This window comes from Vitreoscilla massiliensis, from assembly GCF_001457815.1.
Classification (GTDB): Bacteria; Pseudomonadota; Gammaproteobacteria; order Burkholderiales; family Neisseriaceae; genus Vitreoscilla; species Vitreoscilla massiliensis.
In genome coordinates, this window is record NZ_LN898215.1 from 33,087 (window position 1) to 49,184 (window position 16,098).

General features: G+C 53.4%; 19 protein-coding genes. 5 read left to right on the forward strand and 14 right to left on the reverse strand.

Annotation, left to right across the window (positions count from 1 at the left end):
- Positions 1-43 precede the first annotated feature (43 nt).
- Both BN3003_RS00185 and BN3003_RS00190 read left to right on the forward strand, forming a co-directional pair.
- A complete protein-coding gene (locus BN3003_RS00185; RefSeq protein ID WP_058304728.1) occupies positions 44-880 on the forward strand; it encodes an AraC family transcriptional regulator in 837 nt (278 codons plus the stop codon).
- 174 nt (positions 881-1,054) lie between these two features.
- Positions 1,055-1,849 (forward strand): methyltransferase domain-containing protein, encoded by a 795-nt coding sequence (locus BN3003_RS00190; protein WP_058304729.1) that lies wholly within the window; start codon positions 1,055-1,057, stop codon positions 1,847-1,849.
- Positions 1,850-1,983: 134 nt separating this feature from the next.
- Here BN3003_RS00190 and BN3003_RS00195 read toward each other — a convergent pair whose 3' ends face one another.
- The 7 genes from BN3003_RS00195 to BN3003_RS00225 all read right to left on the reverse strand — a co-directional run bounded on the left by BN3003_RS00195 (position 1,984) and on the right by BN3003_RS00225 (position 7,846).
- On the reverse strand, positions 1,984-2,991 hold the full coding sequence (locus BN3003_RS00195; RefSeq protein WP_058304730.1) for a hypothetical protein: 1,008 nt from the start codon (positions 2,989-2,991) through the stop codon (positions 1,984-1,986).
- 231 nt (positions 2,992-3,222) lie between these two features.
- Complete coding sequence (locus tag BN3003_RS00200; RefSeq protein ID WP_058304731.1) at positions 3,223-3,729, reverse strand: hypothetical protein; 507 nt, start codon at positions 3,727-3,729, stop codon at positions 3,223-3,225.
- Between the two features lie 134 nt (positions 3,730-3,863).
- Positions 3,864-4,352 (reverse strand): hypothetical protein, encoded by a 489-nt coding sequence (locus BN3003_RS00205; RefSeq protein WP_058304732.1) that lies wholly within the window; start codon positions 4,350-4,352, stop codon positions 3,864-3,866.
- Positions 4,353-4,469: 117 nt separating this feature from the next.
- The gene (locus BN3003_RS00210; protein WP_058304733.1) at positions 4,470-5,360 is read right to left on the reverse strand and encodes a polyprenyl synthetase family protein; all 891 of its coding nucleotides are present in this window, start codon (positions 5,358-5,360) and stop codon (positions 4,470-4,472) included.
- Positions 5,350-5,577 (reverse strand): exodeoxyribonuclease VII small subunit, encoded by a 228-nt coding sequence (locus BN3003_RS00215; RefSeq protein WP_058304734.1) that lies wholly within the window; start codon positions 5,575-5,577, stop codon positions 5,350-5,352. The genes BN3003_RS00210 and BN3003_RS00215 overlap by 11 nt, the downstream gene beginning before the upstream one ends.
- Positions 5,578-5,593: 16 nt before the next feature.
- A complete protein-coding gene (gene purB / locus BN3003_RS00220; protein WP_058304735.1) occupies positions 5,594-6,958 on the reverse strand; it encodes an adenylosuccinate lyase in 1,365 nt (454 codons plus the stop codon).
- Positions 6,959-7,018: 60 nt separating this feature from the next.
- Positions 7,019-7,846, reverse strand: coding sequence for a glycosyltransferase family 2 protein (locus BN3003_RS00225; RefSeq protein WP_058304736.1), 828 nt, complete (start codon positions 7,844-7,846; stop codon positions 7,019-7,021).
- Positions 7,847-8,099: 253 nt separating this feature from the next.
- On the opposite strand from BN3003_RS00225, the gene BN3003_RS00230 reads away from it, so the two are divergent.
- The gene (locus BN3003_RS00230) at positions 8,100-8,504 is read left to right on the forward strand and encodes an HlyD family secretion protein (protein WP_058304737.1); all 405 of its coding nucleotides are present in this window, start codon (positions 8,100-8,102) and stop codon (positions 8,502-8,504) included.
- Positions 8,505-8,542: 38 nt separating this feature from the next.
- Complete coding sequence (locus BN3003_RS00235; protein ID WP_058304738.1) at positions 8,543-9,007, forward strand: DUF6882 domain-containing protein; 465 nt, start codon at positions 8,543-8,545, stop codon at positions 9,005-9,007.
- Positions 9,008-9,061: 54 nt separating this feature from the next.
- Here BN3003_RS00235 and BN3003_RS00240 read toward each other — a convergent pair whose 3' ends face one another.
- The 4 genes from BN3003_RS00240 to BN3003_RS00255 form a co-directional block, all read right to left on the reverse strand.
- Positions 9,062-9,379 (reverse strand): AzlD domain-containing protein, encoded by a 318-nt coding sequence (locus BN3003_RS00240; protein WP_058304739.1) that lies wholly within the window; start codon positions 9,377-9,379, stop codon positions 9,062-9,064.
- Positions 9,376-10,095 (reverse strand): AzlC family ABC transporter permease, encoded by a 720-nt coding sequence (locus tag BN3003_RS00245; protein ID WP_058304740.1) that lies wholly within the window; start codon positions 10,093-10,095, stop codon positions 9,376-9,378. The genes BN3003_RS00240 and BN3003_RS00245 overlap by 4 nt, the downstream gene beginning before the upstream one ends.
- Before the next feature lie 337 nt (positions 10,096-10,432).
- The gene (locus BN3003_RS00250) at positions 10,433-11,257 is read right to left on the reverse strand and encodes an AraC family transcriptional regulator (protein WP_058304741.1); all 825 of its coding nucleotides are present in this window, start codon (positions 11,255-11,257) and stop codon (positions 10,433-10,435) included.
- Positions 11,258-11,471: 214 nt separating this feature from the next.
- Positions 11,472-12,701, reverse strand: a complete 1,230-nt coding sequence (locus BN3003_RS00255; RefSeq protein ID WP_058304742.1) for an NADH:flavin oxidoreductase/NADH oxidase family protein — start codon at positions 12,699-12,701, stop codon at positions 11,472-11,474.
- A 76-nt stretch (positions 12,702-12,777) separates the two neighbouring features.
- Here BN3003_RS00255 and BN3003_RS00260 point away from each other — a divergent pair, with 76 nt between their 5' ends.
- Positions 12,778-13,185 carry a MerR family transcriptional regulator gene (locus tag BN3003_RS00260; protein WP_058304743.1) on the forward strand — a complete coding sequence of 136 codons (408 nt, stop codon included), beginning with the start codon at positions 12,778-12,780 and terminating at the stop codon, positions 13,183-13,185.
- Positions 13,186-13,663: 478 nt separating this feature from the next.
- On the opposite strand, the gene BN3003_RS00265 is transcribed toward BN3003_RS00260, so the two are convergent.
- The 3 genes from BN3003_RS00265 to BN3003_RS00275 form a co-directional block, all read right to left on the reverse strand.
- Entirely contained in the window at positions 13,664-14,485 is an 822-nt protein-coding gene (locus BN3003_RS00265) for an AraC family transcriptional regulator (protein ID WP_082625473.1), read from the reverse strand.
- Positions 14,486-14,548: 63 nt separating this feature from the next.
- Positions 14,549-15,130, reverse strand: coding sequence for a hemerythrin domain-containing protein (locus BN3003_RS00270; RefSeq protein ID WP_058304745.1), 582 nt, complete (start codon positions 15,128-15,130; stop codon positions 14,549-14,551).
- Positions 15,131-15,195: 65 nt separating this feature from the next.
- The gene (locus BN3003_RS00275) at positions 15,196-16,071 is read right to left on the reverse strand and encodes a pirin family protein (RefSeq protein WP_187119833.1); all 876 of its coding nucleotides are present in this window, start codon (positions 16,069-16,071) and stop codon (positions 15,196-15,198) included.
- Between the last annotated feature and the right edge of the window lie 27 nt (positions 16,072-16,098).

A 16,098-nucleotide genomic window follows, 5' to 3' on the forward strand; every position in this document is an offset into this window, starting at 1 on the left:
TTTAAGGCCAAACACCAACTCCTCTCGATTGAAAAGCGCACCAATGAGCCATCACTTATGGGCAGCAGACACCACTTTGTACCAAGACTTGGCGCAATTGCGCAGTGTGGCCGACAATTGTTTGCGTTTTTCGGCGCAACAAGACCATGCGGTGCGGGCGGTGGCGGTGGCGCGACCTTTGTTAACCGTGGTGTTGCACGGTAGCAAATGCTTGGAACATGGCCATGAGAAGGTGCAGGTGGGTGAGGGCGAGGTGTTGTTGATTTCGCAAGCCTGCAACATCAATGTGCGCAATCAAATCAATGCCACAGCGCAGTGTTACGCCAGTCTGTGCATTCCCTTGCCTGAAAATGTGTTACAGGCCGCCCGTTTATTGTATGGGCAAGCGGCCATGGCCGCGACCATGCTGCCGATTGTGGACAGCGTGCCGGTGGCGAATTTGGCAGCTCATTTGAGCAATTGGGCGCAAGCCGTGTGGCAACAACAACCGGTGCAAGCACACTTGGCTTTGACCCAGCTCGTGTTGCAATTGGTGCAACAAGGTCACCATGCGTTATTGCTGCCAGCGCCGCAAGAACTGCATGCGCAAATTGCCGCATGGGTACACGAGCAGCCTGCGCACCCGTGGCAATCCACCGAAGTGGAAGCGCGGCTGAACATGAGCGCTGCCACTTTGCGCCGGCGTTTGGCCAAAGAAGGGCACAGCTTGAAACAGGTGATATTACACGCGCGTTTGAATTGCGCCTTGGACATGTTGTACACGCAGACATGGCCGCTGAAAACCATCGCCGCCAAATGTGGTTACCAATCCGAAAGCGTGTTCAAACAGCGTTTTGAACAGCGCTTTGGCTTGTCGCCTGAACAAATCCGCGCCGCTTGATTGAGCGTTTTGCGCATGGCTTTGAGCGAAACGCAAAGTCATCTTTGCCTAGAATGTGCTTGATTGAGTGTCACCTTAGCCCGCAGGTCGGCCCAGTGCTGGCTTGCAGGGGAGTGGTGGCCTGATATGGGTACGCTGGCGTGCCCCATCGCCCACCCATGCAAAGGAACCAACATGTCAGAACGCTACAGCCACGGCTACGATGCCAGTGTGTTGAATTCTTATCGCAGCCGCAGCGCTGCCAATTCCGCCGCCTATTTGCTGCCACATTTACAGGCCGATATGCGTTTGCTCGATGTCGGTTGCGGCCCCGGTAGCATCAGCGCTGACTTGGCCGACGCCTTGCCACAAGGGCAAGTCATTGCCGTCGATGTGTCGCCCGTGTCGATACAGGCCGCAGCCGCCGCGCATGTGCGGGACAATCTGCATTTTCAAACCGCCAGCGTGTACGCGCTGCCGTTTGCCGACGCCAGTTTTGAGGTGGTGCACGCCCACCAAGTGTTACAACACTTGGCCGAACCGGTGAACGCCTTGCGCGAAATGCAGCGTGTGCTCAGCGCCGATGGCATTGTCGCCGTGCGCGACACCGCTTACAACAGCATGACATGGCAGCCAGCGATGCCCGAATTGCAGCAATGGATGGACGTCTACCAAGCCATCGCCCAGCGCAACGGCGGCCACCCCAATATAGGCCCCGATTTGGCCGAGCTGTGCCGCGAGGCGGGGTTTACCCGCATCGTAACTTCGACAGCAGATTGGCATTACCATGCGGATGATGGCAGCGCTGCGTGGTGGGGCAAGGTTTGGAGCGAGCGTGCTCTTAAGTCAGAATATTACACACAAGCCTTGGACTATGGTCTGCTGAACGAGGCCGAATTGCACGCCATCAGCCGCACATGGCTGGCATGGTCTGCATTGTCCGACGCCGAATTTACCATGACCCACCATCAGGTACTGGCACGGAAATAAGTGTGTATCGGTATCAAAAGCGGCCTGTAAACACTTTTAAAGGTTTACAGGCCGCTTATGTGTATCTGATTGATGGTTTTTTTAAAGATGGGCAGGGGCATCGGTATGAGACATTGCAGCTTAATGCGGTGGTATTAATTGCGCTGATTGAAGCGGATATTGGGTGTTAAGGCTTCCACATCCGTTGTTTCTGCGGCTTTGGGCTGCAATTGTGGTGGGAGTTGTTTGGGTTTTAATACACTCAAGGCAAAACTTTGAATTGGATAGAATTGTGCAATTGCATCTCTTGGGCACATACTTGCACGGTCCCAGATACCTGTTCCTGAATAAATTATTTTCCCTTGTGCCCCATGAAACGTATGCCACTCAGCCTCTGCTAGTAACTCACCAGTTTGGCTATCTTTAATGATAGCTTTAGTAGTAGCAATCCATAAATTTCTGTCAGTAACACTAATAGGATTTTCAAAACCAATGGTATAGCGACTAGGTTTGGTAACGACTTTACTTGGTATATCATTTATAGAGTTTGGAATATCAAATAAATCAGTTGGTTGATAGCGATAATATTCATTATTTTTAAAGAGATCGACAAATTGGTAACCATTGATATTTTTGTAGCGCCCCATATGCTTTTCTTTAAACACTATAGGGCGAGAGGAAACAAATCCCTGGTTTTTAAAATGATTGCTAGTTAAATCCCATACTCTCCAAGCCAAAAATCCTTGGAAATATTCTTCGCCCCCAAATGCTTTTGGCAAACCTGCATATTCCCACATCTGATTTTCATATTGCTTTTCATCTGGCCACACATTCAGCAGTGTTACCCCCTCAACATTCTCAACCGTCCTGTAAACCTTAAAACCCGCGTTTTTGCAGCGTTCATCAAACACCGCTTTTGCCGCCAAGTATTTCTCTTTCCTGATTTGTAACGCTTGGTTCTTTTCTTGGGCTTTGGCGTTTTGTTTGAACATGGGCGACACAAACAAGGCTGCGGCGGCTGCGGTGCCCAATAAACTTGCCCACCACTTATGCCCTTTGGGCACCAGCTTCCATACCAACAGCCACACGATGAGCATCAACAGCAGCATCGCGCCCCAATAACCGATAACCATCAATCGGATGATGTCTTCAGCAGTAATCATGTTTTGCCTGTTTTCAAGAGTATGCATCCGCCAAGGTGGAGAGGATGTACGTCATCTTAAAGCGCATAGGCAAACTCGATAGTGTGTTAGCTCAAATAGGCGCATTTAGTGGCTCGAACCCACTGTGGATACGGTATACGGCGCGAGTTTGGACTGGCTAAACCATAACTAGGAAATCAAGCGGCCTGTAAATGATTTACAGGCCGCTTATCAGTGCTGGTTGCGATTGGGTTATGGCGACTTTTCGTACAGGTCAAAATACGAAGCGCCTGCGCCTATCGTGTGTTCCAGTGCCTGATTGTTATTGATAAACACAAAATGGGTGCTGCTGGTGCCGCATGTGACGGCGATGCCGCTATAGCTTTGTTTGGGGTCTATTAAGGTCAGCAGTTTGGGGATGCGGGCGACATTGTTGCGCACAAATTCCTCGCTGGTGTCGTGGTGGCCACTGGCTTGCCATGTGGCCAATTGTTCGCGGCTGGTGCGGGCGGTGGCGTGCATGGTGGCGGTGAGGGCGCTGCCTGAATAGGTTTGTTTGACCATGCTGTAGCCTATGGGGCGACAGGCTGCGGCATCGTCGGCGTATTGTTGGATGCCGCCTGCATTTAAGGTTAGGCGCACGCGGTCTTGGTTGCGCCACTGTCCGTAAGTGGCGGTATTGTCATTGACGGCGGCCATGCTGTGAATGCTGATGAGGCTCAAGGCGGCGGCAAGACAGAGGGAAGGGATGGCATACATGGCTGACTCCTAAACAAATGAGGCAAGGGCAGGTGTGACTGCATCAACGCATGGCATTAAATCATTCAATAGATGCGGCCTGTAAGATGGGTGCATGGTTTACAGGCCGCACTTCAGGTACGGCAAGGCATGGCTTATTTGCGGTAATGCTCGTAATAGGTTTCGCCGCCGCCAAAGCTTTGTTCCATGGCATTGCGGTTGTCGATGAAGATCAGTTCGTTATTGCCATCGCCGCACTGCATGGCGATGCCGGCATAGCTTTGGTTGGCCTTGATTAAGGGCAGTAGGCGCTTGATGTTTTTGATGTTGTTTTGCAACGCGCTCTCGGTTTCGGCATCGCGCACGTCGCGCAAGATGTCTTGGTTATAGCCCATAGAGGATTTCATGCCGGAGATGAGCTCGCTGCCTTTGAAGCGCTCGCCGGTCATTTTGTAACCCATGCTGCGGCATTCATCGGCACTGTCGGCATATTGTTTGACGCCATCGGCGCCGACGCTGATGGTCTGGCCGTCGGTGTTGCGCCATTGGCCGTAAGTGGCGGCATTGTTATTGATGGCAGCAAAACTGCTGGTGCTGAAGGCAATTAAGGCTGCGGCAGCGAGGATGCGACGTGGGTTCAACATGGTTTTCTCCTAACAATCAAGATGATGTGACTTGCTTGATGGCATCATAAGCGAAAATCAACGCGCAAAAAAGCGGCCTGTAAAAGACAGGCCGCTGGTGTGTACTGACAGTAGCGTTTAGTGGTTGCGCTTAATCACATAATCGGCCAAACCGAGCAAGGCCGCAGCGGCATCGCCGTAAGCCGCGACTGCCGCTTTGGCTTCATCGGCCAAGCGGATGGCTTGTGCACGCGCGCCGTCCAAACCAAGCAGCTTCACATAAGTGGGCTTGTTCGCTTCCTCGTCTTTGCCGGCGGTTTTGCCCAAGGTGGCGGTGTCTTGTTCGCAATCGAGCACATCGTCTATCACTTGGAATGCCAAGCCGAGTTTGTCGGCATACACATCCAAATCACGCAACAATGCGTCTGAAACATCGCTGCAAGACAAGCCACCCAAAGCCACGGCAGCGCGTATCAGCGCGCCGGTTTTCAGACCGTGCATGTGTTGCAATTGCGTAAGGCTCAAGTCTTGGCCGACATTGGCCAAGTCTATGCCTTGACCACCGGCCATGCCTTCGCTGCCTGAAGCGCGCGCCAATACTTGCACGCGTTGCAATTGCTGTGCAGCAGGCAGGTTTACAGGCCGGCTTAACACATCAAACGCCAAGGTTTGCAAGGCATCGCCGACCAACAAAGCAGTGGCTTGGTCGTAAGCCACATGGCAAGTCGGTTTGCCACGGCGCAAGCTGTCGTTGTCCATTTCCGGCATGTCGTCGTGCACCAAAGAATACACATGCACATACTCGATGGCGGCCATCGCTTGGCTCAAAGCCTCAGCGTCGGCCGCACCCAAACGCGCCGCCGCAGCCACCAATAAGGGACGAAAACGCTTGCCACCGCCGACGCTGACGTAAGTCATCGCCTCGTGTAAACGCTCTTGACCAGTCGATGTGGTCGGCAAATAACGCTCAACCGCGGTTTCGGCTTGTGCTTGCGTGTCTGCCATCCAAGTGGGGAAATCAATCGTCATTGAGGGTTAACTCCTTCAATTCGTCCCCGTCCAATACCTGCAGTTGCTGCTCCACATCGGCGAGTTTTTGTTGGCAAAAACGCACCAATTCATTGCCTTCTTTGTAGGCCGCGAGCGCGTCTTCCAGACTCAATTCATTGCTTTGCATGGCTTGAGTGATGGCTTCCAAGCGCGCCACGGCTTCTTCAAAGTTTTTGGGGGTTGCGGCTTTTTTCACAGACTGTCCTTATGGCTTAAATGCGTTTGGCCAAGTCAACGGCTTTGCCGATGTAGGTTTCAGGACGCAAAGCCAATAATTTTTCTTTCTCGGCCGCTGGAATTTCCAGTTTTTCGATGAAGATTTTCAAGGTTTCTGGGGTGATGCCGTCTTTACCGCGGGTCAAATCTTTCAATTGCTCGTAAGGATTCGGCACGGCGTAGCGGCGCATCACGGTTTGAATTGGCTCAGCCAACAATTCCCAAGTGGCGTCCAAATCGGCCAATAAAGTGGCTGGATTGGTTTCCAATTTGTTCAGGCCGCGCAAGTGTGCAGACCAGCCCAAGATGGTGTAACCCAAGCCCACGCCCATATTGCGCAATACGGTAGAGTCGGTTAAGTCACGTTGCCAGCGCGATACTGGCAATTTTTCCGCCATAAAGCTCAACACGGCGTTGGCCATGCCCAAATTGCCTTCAGAGTTTTCAAAGTCAATCGGATTGACTTTGTGCGGCATGGTAGACGAGCCCACTTCACCGGCTTTGACTTTTTGTTTGAAGTAATGCAATGAGATGTAGCCCCAAACGTCGCGGTTGAAGTCGATCAAAATCGTGTTCACGCGCGTTAAGGTTTGGAAGAACTCAGCGATGTAATCGTGTGGCTCAATTTGGATGGTGTATGGGTTAAAGGTGATGCCCAATGATTTCACAAACGCGCCACAGTGTTTTTCCCAATCGACATCAGGGTAGGCGACCATGTGCGCATTGTAGTTGCCCACCGCGCCATTGATTTTGCCCAAGAATTCTTGCGCTTTTAAGCCTTCTACTTGGCGTTGCAAACGGAATACCACGTTGGCCAATTCTTTGCCCAAAGTGGTCGGAGTAGCAGGTTGGCCGTGGGTGCGCGCCATCATCGGCATGGCGGCAAATTCGTGCGCCATTTCGGTCAATTTGTTGATGATGTCTTGCAAAGCTGGCAACACCACTTCGTCGCGCGCGGTTTTGAGCATCAACGCATGGCTCAAATTGTTGATGTCTTCTGAGGTGCAGGCAAAGTGGATGAATTCGCTCACAGCCAATACTTCAGGCACACCACTGAAACGCTCTTTCAACCAGTATTCAATCGCTTTCACGTCGTGGTTGGTGGTCGCTTCGATGGTTTTCACTACCGCAGCATCTTCCAAAGAGAAGTTGGCAATCACATCGTCGATTTCTTTGATGGTGACATCGCTGAATGCAGGCACTTCAACGATTTTTTCTTCGGCTGCCAAGGCTTTGAGCCAAGACAATTCCACTTGCACGCGGAATTTCATCAAACCATATTCAGAGAAAATCGGGCGCAAAGCCTCAACTGATTTGGCATAACGTCCATCGAGTGGGCTAAGAGCGTAAATACTGTCCATTTGTCCGTGTCTTTCGTTTACAAAATAAGCTACAGGCGTCCTGTAAGCACAAGCAAAAAATCATTTGCGGGCAAGTTCAACTTGCAGCGGTACTTTGCCCTTGTGTTCGGTGTGCAACCACTGTTGCAATTGCTGTAAGCGCAAGACGATGTCATCGGTGACGGCTTGCGCTTGTTGTTGGTCGGAGGCGGTGATGTCGTGGCGGCTTAGGCCAAACAACACCCCATCGAGCAATTTGTAGGCATACATATTCGGGCGGCAATGGTGCAACACCGCAATCTCATCCAAACCGACTTGGTCAAACGCCGTGCCCATTTTGCTGCTGGCCAAAACGGCTAAACTCAAGGCCACGTCTTCGCCGCCCAAGCGGCGGAACAAATCATCTTGCGGAAAACCGCCGCAAGCGAGCAAAAAGGCGCGTCTGAACACCATATTGCCACCGACGGTCATTTCCACATGGCGCCAAGCGTAGGCAAATTGTGGCTGTTCGGCATAGCGTGCGTCCAAATCCACTGGCTTCAGCGCCAAACGCAAAGCCGGCAAATCGGGTCGAAACTGCATCACCGCGCTGGCAAACGCCAATACTTGCGCTTCATACGCATCGTCGGCATCCAAAAACGCCACGATGTCGGCATCACTACACAGCATGCCCCAATTGCGCGCCCGCGCCACGCCACCATTGTGTGGCAAGCATTCTAAGCGGATGTGCAGCGGATAAGCGGCCTGTAAGCGTTGCGCCACTGCAATACTGTCGTCACTCGAGCCATCATCGACAATGATGATGTGTTGCAGTTGTTGCTGCGGCAAGACGCTGGCAACGGCACGTTCCAAAGTTAAGGCGGCATTATAACAGGGAATGATGACATCGATTTTGCTAGTTTGCGGCATGGGTGTGGGCGTGAAGGCGCTTATCAGCGGGTAAATGAATGAATAAGCCGTTATTTTATCGCAATTTTGTGGTTTTAGAGGATAAAGTTTTAGAGAGGTATTGCAGTGAGCCTGTGTTTATTGAAAGACACTGCATCAGCGGCCTGTAAACTCAGGATACGAAGCTGGTCGATGCAATCCATTGTCAAAAGCATTTGTTGCTACTGCGATGGCTCGTTTATAGTGGGCCATCTTGCAAATGGGAGCTCAATCTATGCTGCGAAAATGGCCTGTCATCATGGCTGCGGCGGCGCTGTTAAGCGCTTGCCAAGCGATTTCACCAATCTTTGTCGATTACAACGGCGTGCGCCGCGATGTGGCCGAGTGGATTAATGGGCAAACGCTGCTGACGATGCAGCAAAAACGCAGCTTGGCGCAATTGAGCCGTGCCGAGCAAGCATTGGCGCATGCCGAAAACAGCAGCGAAAATGACGCGAAACTGGCTTTGGCGAAGACGCGGCAAAGCGCTTTGCACTGCGCGCGTTTGCATGTGTCGGAAGCCAAAATCACCCAATTGCAACAACAGGTTTGGGGCGCAGAGCGCGAACGGCTGTTGCAATACTATGCGCAACAGTTTCCGCGCATAAAATTAGATGCAAACAGCATTAAATGCGATTAAGCTAGAGGCTGTTCTCGTCCAACCGATGAAAGCCTGCCATGATGGTTCACCCCCATGCGAATGATGAAATTGCCTTGGCGTTTCACCGCCTGAGCGAACAGGCCATGCAGCATTATGTCAGTTGCCAGCAGCAGTTTTCGCAGCAAATCGCCGCGTATTCCGAGTGGCACATCGATGACGACAGCGGCCGCTTGCAGCTGTCGGACGAATATCTGACGGCGCAGTCGTATCCGCTGACCGCCATCGCCACTTACATCCCCGCGGTGCAAGACTTTGCTTGGGCTTGGGCCAATGATGCGTTTGCTGCGCCCATCAGTGAGGCGGCGCCGCGTTTGCGCGAATTGGCCAGCCACACCCAATACCAAATTTTCAATACACCATCGTTCGTGGCCACGCCGGCAGAGTTAGACACGTTGTGCGCCTTGGCCTTGTGGCATTTACAAGGCTCGGCGGTGTTTAAGGTCAAAGATGCGGAATTGTGGGTGTGTTACGTGGTGCATTAAAGATTTGTTTCCAACATAAAAATGCGGCCTGTAAACATTTACAGGCCGCATTTTTTACAATACCCAATACATCAAGCCATAAAACACCACCATGCTACAGCCCATGCTCAGCAACACGCGCCGCGTTTTCCAAGCGATGGCGATGCAAAACAAGGCCGCGTACAGATAGGCATTGTGGCTCAAACCGCGCCACGCACCGGCCTCATCGTAAAACACAATCGGTACACAAATGGCGGTGAGCAAACACGGCGCCGCATAGTGCAACATGCGTTCCAACAGCTTGGGCAAGCGCACAGCGACTTTCGGTTCTAAAAACACATAGCGGTTGAAAAACACCACTGCCGCCAGCGTTAACAATAAAGGCCAAGTCATGTTGCCTCCTTCTTGCGTTCCAGCAAGGCTGCCACCAACATGCCGACCATACCAGACACGATCATCGCGCCTTCAAGCTGAAAATGTTTCATCAACAACACACACACCGCCGTAACCAGCAAGCCAATTAGTGCCGAGCGGTTTTTCAGCAAGGACAAAATAATCGGGATGAAAATGGCGACGATGGAAAAATCCAAATGGTAGTCGGACAAATTTGGCACCAAACTCGCCAACACAATGCCGGCAATGCTTGCCACCACCCAAAACACATAAAAACTCAGGCCCACACCAAACATATACGGCACTTGGCGTTTGGCAGGGTCGGCCGACAAGGCGAACAATTCATCGGTCAGCAAAAAGCCCAGCCCCACGCGTGTGAACCAGCGCTGTTTGGCGATGTCGCCGCGCAATGTCAGCGCGTAAATAAAGTGTTGGGCGGTGAGAAAGAAGATGGTGATGATGATGGTCAACGCTGATGCGCCGGCCATCACCAAACCCAAGCTGACCAATTGCGCCGCGCCCGCAAACACTACTGCCGACATGGCAATGGCCTGGGCGATGCTCAAACCGGTGCTCATGGCCATGGAACCGGCGAGCAAACCCCACGGAATGACGGCAACAGACAAAGGCAGGGCCGCCATCACCCCTTGCCAAAACAGTGTGGCGGTGGAATGGGGTGGGCAAGCGGCCTGTAAAGACGGGCTGCGGCTACTCATGACGAACTTTCGGTATCAAAACACTGACACTGTGCCTCAGTAACAAAGCGTCGTCTTGTACGAAATTGCGCACACAGAGTTGGAGCTTGGTGCAGGGCTGGGTGGATAGTTTTCCGCATTGCTAAAGCGTGCTGAAAATGGGATGGCTGGTATTGGCCGTGTTGTTAAACATAGCGATAGGCGAGCGTGTAAGTGGTTGATTTGTCGTGGCAGTCAGATGAGGTATTGTATTACCTGTATGGAATGGTGCAGGAAAGCCAGTTTCAGCAGGAGATTGCAGCACAGATACAGTTCACCCACCTTAAGCCAGCCATTGCCGCCACACAGACCAGCATGTTTACAAAGTGGCGATGTATTGCGCTGGGGTCACGCCCAGTGCGCGTTTGAAATGGCGGTTGAGGTGGCTTTGGTCGGAAAAACCGCAGGCCAATGCCACTTCGGCAATCGGTATGCCTTGCTTTAATTGCTGTCGTGCGCGGTGCAAACGCACTTGCACCAACCACGCATGTGGCGGCATGCCGACGCATTTTTTAAACTGACGCAGACAATGCCACGGGCTCAAGCCCACCATGGCAGCCAAATCGTTGAGGCTGTGTTCTTGTTCGGGATGGGCGGCGATGTGGTCTTTGATCAGCAGCGCTTGTCGCGCCGCATCCGGCAAGGCCGCCAACTCGCGCCGCTGCGAGCTGTGGCGGCTGATGAGGCAAGACAGCGTGTGCACATACAGCGTTTCCTTGAACAAGGCATTGTTGGGCTGCTCGAGCACATCAAACAACAGCCGCATTTGCGCCGCCAATTCAGCATCGTGCACCACCGCATTGGCAAACCATGGCGTTACCCCCTTGCTGCCGAAAAAATCTTGGCTGATGTGTTCTATCATTGCTGGCGTTGGATAAAGGGCGCGGTAGCCCCAGCCATGTTCGACCGCGGATGAACCGGTGTGCACATCGTCGGGATTGACGAGCACGATGCTGCCTTGCGGTGCCACATGCATGTCGCCGCTGCGGTAAAACGCCTGCGCGCCGTTCTCGATGAGGTTGATGCAATAGCCCTCGTGCACATGGCGAGAAAACTCCTTGTGCTGGTATTGGGCTTTCATCAACTCCAAACCACCGAGTTCGGCGCAGTGCCAAAATTGTGAAAATTCGGTATGGCTGTGCATGGGTGTGGAAGCTGAAAGATGGACAGACCATTACTACCCGATGCGGCTGGCAGCGTCTAGTACAAAATTGCGCAGCGTCGATTCAGAACAGTTAAAGCGGCCTGTAAAGGTAAAGCAGGTGCGGGCCGACGGATTTTAAGTCCGCTCTACTTTCAATAACTATATCTCATCGTTACAGGCCGCATGTTTGGGCTGAGAACGCTACACCCTCATCTCAACGCGCTTGCGCCACCCACGCGCGGTATTGTTTGCTGCGGCCGCGCATTTCCCATTGGTTGCGCAGCAAAGCCCAAGCGGCGGAGGCATCGGTTTGCGGTGTGGCGCCGCGGCTGATGCGTTTTAATTGCTGCCTGACCACCGCCATGTTCGCCGCCGACGCCAACGGTTTGTTGCGCCATGTAATCGGTTTGAGCAAGGGCACGGGCGCGTTGGGCTGGCACCAAGCCTTGGGCAAGTTTGGGTTTAAGGCCAAAGCCGTGGCCATGCCGACCAAGGCCACGCCGCTGTTCAACACTTGTTCCGCCACTTCCAGACGGCGTATGCCGCCGGTAACCATCAGCGGCATGGTGGCGACGGTGGCGATGTCTTGGGCAAATTCCAAAAAATACGCTTCGCGCGCCAAGCTGCGGCCATCGCGGCTTAGTCCTTGCATCGCTGGTGCTTCATAACTGCCGCCAGACAATTCCACCACATCGACATCTAACTCGCCCAACCACATCACCACGGTTTTGGCGTCTGCGGCGCTGAAGCCGCCGCGTTGGAAATCGGCCGAATTGAGTTTCACCGCTACTGCAAACGTCGGCGCCACCAGCGCACGTATGCGGCGCACAATCTCCAGCAACAGCCGTGCGCGTTGGCGCAAGTCGCCGCCCCAGTCGTCGGTGCGCACATTGCTCAGTGGCGACAAAAACTGGCTGAGCAAATAGCCATGCGCGGCGTGGATTTGCACGCCATTGAAGCCAGCTTGTTCGGCCAATTGGGCGCTGTGCACAAAGCGTTCAATAATCGCTTCGATGTGGTCTGTGCTCAAGGCTTGCGGTGGCGCGAATTGCTTGGACAGCGAGCCCAAATTCAGCGCAATCGCCGACGGCGCATACGCGGTTTGCCCCAAATCTTTTGGCATTTGGCGACCGGGGTGATTGAGCTGCATCCAAATGTGGGCGCCGTGTTGTTGCACTGCCTGTGCCCATGCTTGAAAACGCGGCAACTGGTTGGCGTTTTCCAAGACCACGCCGCCAGCGCCGGTCATGGCGGTGCGGTCTACCATCACATTGCCGGTGATGAGCAAACCAGCGCCACCTTGCGCCCACGCCTGATACAAACGGATTAACTCGGCGCTGGGTGCATGCTCGGCATCGGCCATGTTTTCTTCCATCGCCGCTTTGACGATGCGGTTGTTTAAGGTAGTGCCACAGTTGAGGGTTAAGGGGCTGTACACGTGCATGGGGAACCTCATTCAAGAGCTGATTAACGATGAGCCATGGTAAGATTGAAGCTCACTTTAAGGTCAAGAGGTGCTTATGAACATCGGTGAATTGTCGCGCATCAGCGGTGTGGCCGCGCCCACCATTCGGTTTTACGAAAAAATCCAGCTCTTGCCCAAGGCCAAACGCCATGCCAATGGCTACCGCCATTACAGCGACGACGATGTGGCGTGGCTGATGTGGATACAGCGCGCGCAGCAAGTGGGTTTTGCCTTAGAGGAAATCAAGGCTTTGCTGCCATTGGATGACGATGCGCACCAACACGAAATCATGGTGGCGCGTTTGCAACAGCGCATGGCCGAGATGGAGGCGCAAATTCAGCAATTGACGCTGGGCAAACAAAAACTGCAAGCCGTGGTCGACGCCATCCTCAACAAGCCTGCCGACGTCAGTTGCGCCGAAAACGCACAACGCTTATTGCAACAAAACCCTCAACAAGCTTAAGTATTCAAAACCCTCAAAAAAGCGGCCTGTAAACGTTTACAGGCCGCTTTTTCATGCTTGGGATAAGGTGTTGCAACAAGATAAATAGAGTTGGTCTATTAATGTACCCAAAAAATAAAAAAAGAGGCTGCTAACGCAGCCTCTGCAAACCGTAGCTGTAACAGAGAGTGACTTAAACTTTGTTTTCGCCTAATTCATCCGCGTGCAAAAAGTGGGTGTGGATGCGGTTTGTGGTGTCGTTGCTGATTTCCGTCGGCGCAGCGGGCGCACCCTTAGCGTATACACTGGCAGGTCGGGCATAGGGTAGCCACATTGCCAATGCGCAGTGGCTCAAGCACATGAACAAGTTGTTGGTGCTGTTATTGTTGCTGTCGGGAGTCTATATGTGGTGGGATTTTGTGCAAGGCGTGCACTTGCTTTAGCCACGATACAAGCGGCCTGTAAACGTTTACAGGCCGCTTGTTATGTCTAACCACGTTTAAGAGGCAGTGTGTGAGGGCAATAGCAATTTTTGCCACCGCGCAGGCGGCATGCCGATGCTGGCGACGAAATGGCGGTGCATGTGGCTTTGGTCGAAAAATCCGGCCGCATACGCGGCATCGACGGGCGTGGCACCGGCCAATAAGCTGGCTTTGACGTGGTCTAAGCGGCGCATGATTTGGTAGCGGTGCGGGCTGGTGCCGTACAACAGCCGAAAATCGCGCGACAAACGCCAGCGGTCGCGGCCGCTACAGGCTTCCAAATCGGCCAAGCTGATGTCGTTTTGCCAGTGCGCGTCCAAATACTCGCGCGCACGTGCGGCGGCGATGCCGTCGGCGAGTTTGTTGCGGCTGGTTTGAGAAGTGGCCAGTTGTTGCAGCGTGGTGACCAAATCAAACAGCGTGTCTTCTTCGGTCAGCGTGTTGATGGCCGCCGTTTGCTGCTGAAAAAAGCGTTGCAAGATGCGGTGCAAATGCGCATCGCGGCTCAGACCGTGTTCGATAAACGGCAAGGGCTGGCCTTGTAAGATGTCTTGAAACAGCGCGGGCTGGATGTAGAGCATGTGATAGTGGTAGCCGTGCTCGGTGCCGGCGCGGCCATCGTGTTTTTCATCGGGATGCAAGACGATGACTTGCCCGCGCGTGCTGTGTTCGGCCGTGCCACGGTAATTGAAGCTTTGCACGCCCGACAGCGTCGTGCCTATGGCATAGGTGTCGTGCCGATGCGGCGCATATTCGTAACTGCTGAAAAACGCCTCGATGCGCTCAAAATAGCGCAGACTCGGGGCGGTGTGTATCCAGTTTTGGGTGGGCTTGGACATGGCAGGCATCACGGCAGAAGATGCGTCTTATCATACACCTGTCTGCCGTGCTTGCCGCATTCCTCATGCATTTAAGGCCAACACGGGGATGACCAAGTCCTCCTCATCGGCCAAATGGCGGTACAATAATTCGCCATTGCGCGCCATCGCTTGCTGCAAACGCTCGGCCAAGGCAGGCGTGGCTGTCTCGGCATGTTTGAGCTCGTTTAACAAGCTGTCTATGTGTTGGGTTTGCGCGGCCACCGCCACATGGTCGCGCTCAAGCAAATCAAAGCCTGCGTTCAATTTCGGCTCTAGCAAACGCAAGCGCGGAAAATCGGCATCGTCTTCCAAGTGGTGGTGACCATGCAAATGGCCGTAATGCAGAAAAGCGGCCTGTAACAAGCGTTGGCGATAGCTGTCGGCCTCGATGTTGTGGTTTAAAAACTGGCGATTGAGGTAATCGAGTTCGTTTTGGCCTTTGCGCAAGCTGTGGTGCATGCCCAACCATGAGGCTGCGCCACCAAAACTGGGCAAACTCGCCCACTTGGCCGGTGGCATCTGCGCATGCAAATACAGCCATTCAGGCTGTAATTCGCTGGCGGCATGGGTCGGGGTGTACAGGTTGGTTGTTGCTGTGTTTACTGGGGTTAATAAAGGTTTCATCTTCAGCCTTTCAGGCCGCTTATACGCTATAAAAAAACCATCCCAGCACGAGGCTGGGACAGGATTTAAGCGGGGATGCGACCAAAACGTCCGCTGTTAAAATCGTCTATGGCGGCGCGAATTTCGTCTTCGCTGTTCATCACAAACGGGCCGTAACCGACCACGGGTTCATCAATCGGAATGCCTGAGAGCAACAGAATTTTCACGTCCTCATCGCCATTGGCTTGGATGCTGACTTCGCCATCACCGTCGACAAAACCGACCAATTGTCCGGCTTTGGCCGTATCACTGCCATTGAATACCGCCTCGCCGCGCAACACCACCATCGACAAGCTGTGGTTGGCAGGAACGCGCACGCTGGCGTGTTTACCGGCTTTGAGCGCCACATCCCACACGTTCAATTCGGTGAAGGTGTCGGCCGCGCCGGCTGTGTGTTCATACGTTCCGGCGATGACGCGCACTGAGCCGGCATCATTGGCCAATGCCACCACTGGGATATGGTCTTTGCTCAGGTGTTGGTAGCGTGCCGGTGCCGATTTGTCTTTGGCTGGCAAGTTCACCCACAATTGCACCATTTCAAACAAGCCGCCGTTTTGGCTGAATTCATCGGAATGGAATTCCTCATGAATGATGCCATTGCCGGCCGTCATCCATTGCACATCGCCAGCACGGATGATGCCGCCGCCACCGGTGGAATCGCGGTGCGCCACTTCGCCTTGGTAGGCGATGGTCACGGTTTCAAAACCTTTGTGTGGGTGTTGGCCGACGCCGCGTGGGCGGTTGCGGTTGGGTTTGAAATCATACGGAGCCGCATAGTCCAGCATCAAAAATGGATTGGTGCCTTTGTCTGCGCCCATGTGTGAAAACAAAGGCTCTACCCAAAAGCCATCGCCTACCCAATGGCGCATGTTTTTTGAATAAATGTGACGGACTTGACGCATGGTGTGCTCCTTGGCTGATTGGTTGTA